We start from the raw sequence: 751 nt of genomic DNA, 5'->3' as shown, positions 1-751 counted from the left end.
GAGAGCCAGATCCTGAACGCGTTAAAAAGGCAACGCGCTTAGCCAAGTCTGTCAAAGTATTCAGCTTTAATACCAAATCAAATGTTTGGTGGGAACAGAACCGCGGTAAGTTCGGTTACCTAAACGCTCAAATTGTTCGCCTAAGCAATGAAGGCATTGAACAAATGGCAGAAATGACTGAGCGTACAATGGATCTTTCAGTGATGCTGACTGGCAACTCTGCGTTTGTGAACAGCGATACCAAGTCTGCAGAAGTGACTTGGGAAGAACTGCAAAGCAACGAATAACATCAGCACTATGAGCAAACTAGAACACTGCCTATCAGAAGCGGGTTTCGAGCAGATTCAGGCGTTAAAAATCGGGTTTGAGCAAGAGCACAAAGACTTTGTTCAACACAATAAGGCTTTGTTTAAGCACGCATGTGAAAACAAGCCTGAAAATTCGAGCATTCAAACGCTATTGGGCCTGCTGACGAAGACGCACATTGATGCAACTTACGAATTCAGTGCCGACAAAGACGCTAGCGAAGCCATGTTGCAGGTACTAGAAGAGACGGTAGGCCAAGAGCACAGCCAGAAGTTTAATCACTCAAGTTCGAAGAAACTGCAATTCGTTACTCACCTTTGGCTATTTGTTCAAGGCCGTATGGGTATGGACTACAGCCTAGCCAACGATCATGCAGAAGCTACCGCTAACTTGTTGTCACGCTTTTCAAAAAGCACTGAAGATGAAGTCCGAGTCGAGTTCATGG

At 45.3% G+C, this 751-nt stretch carries 2 protein-coding genes; both read left to right on the top strand.

Annotated elements, in window-relative coordinates:
- A partial coding sequence (locus tag KIV40_RS31755; RefSeq protein ID WP_285353305.1) for a YaeQ family protein occupies positions 1-287 on the top strand: 287 nt, incomplete at its 5' end.
- Positions 288-297: 10 nt separating this feature from the next.
- Positions 298-751 (top strand): hypothetical protein (locus KIV40_RS31750; RefSeq protein WP_285353303.1); only part of this gene is annotated, 454 nt, incomplete at its 3' end.

The sequence above is a fragment of the Vibrio sp. D173a genome (assembly GCF_030248475.1).
This window is presented reverse-complemented; position numbering and strand designations above follow the sequence as displayed.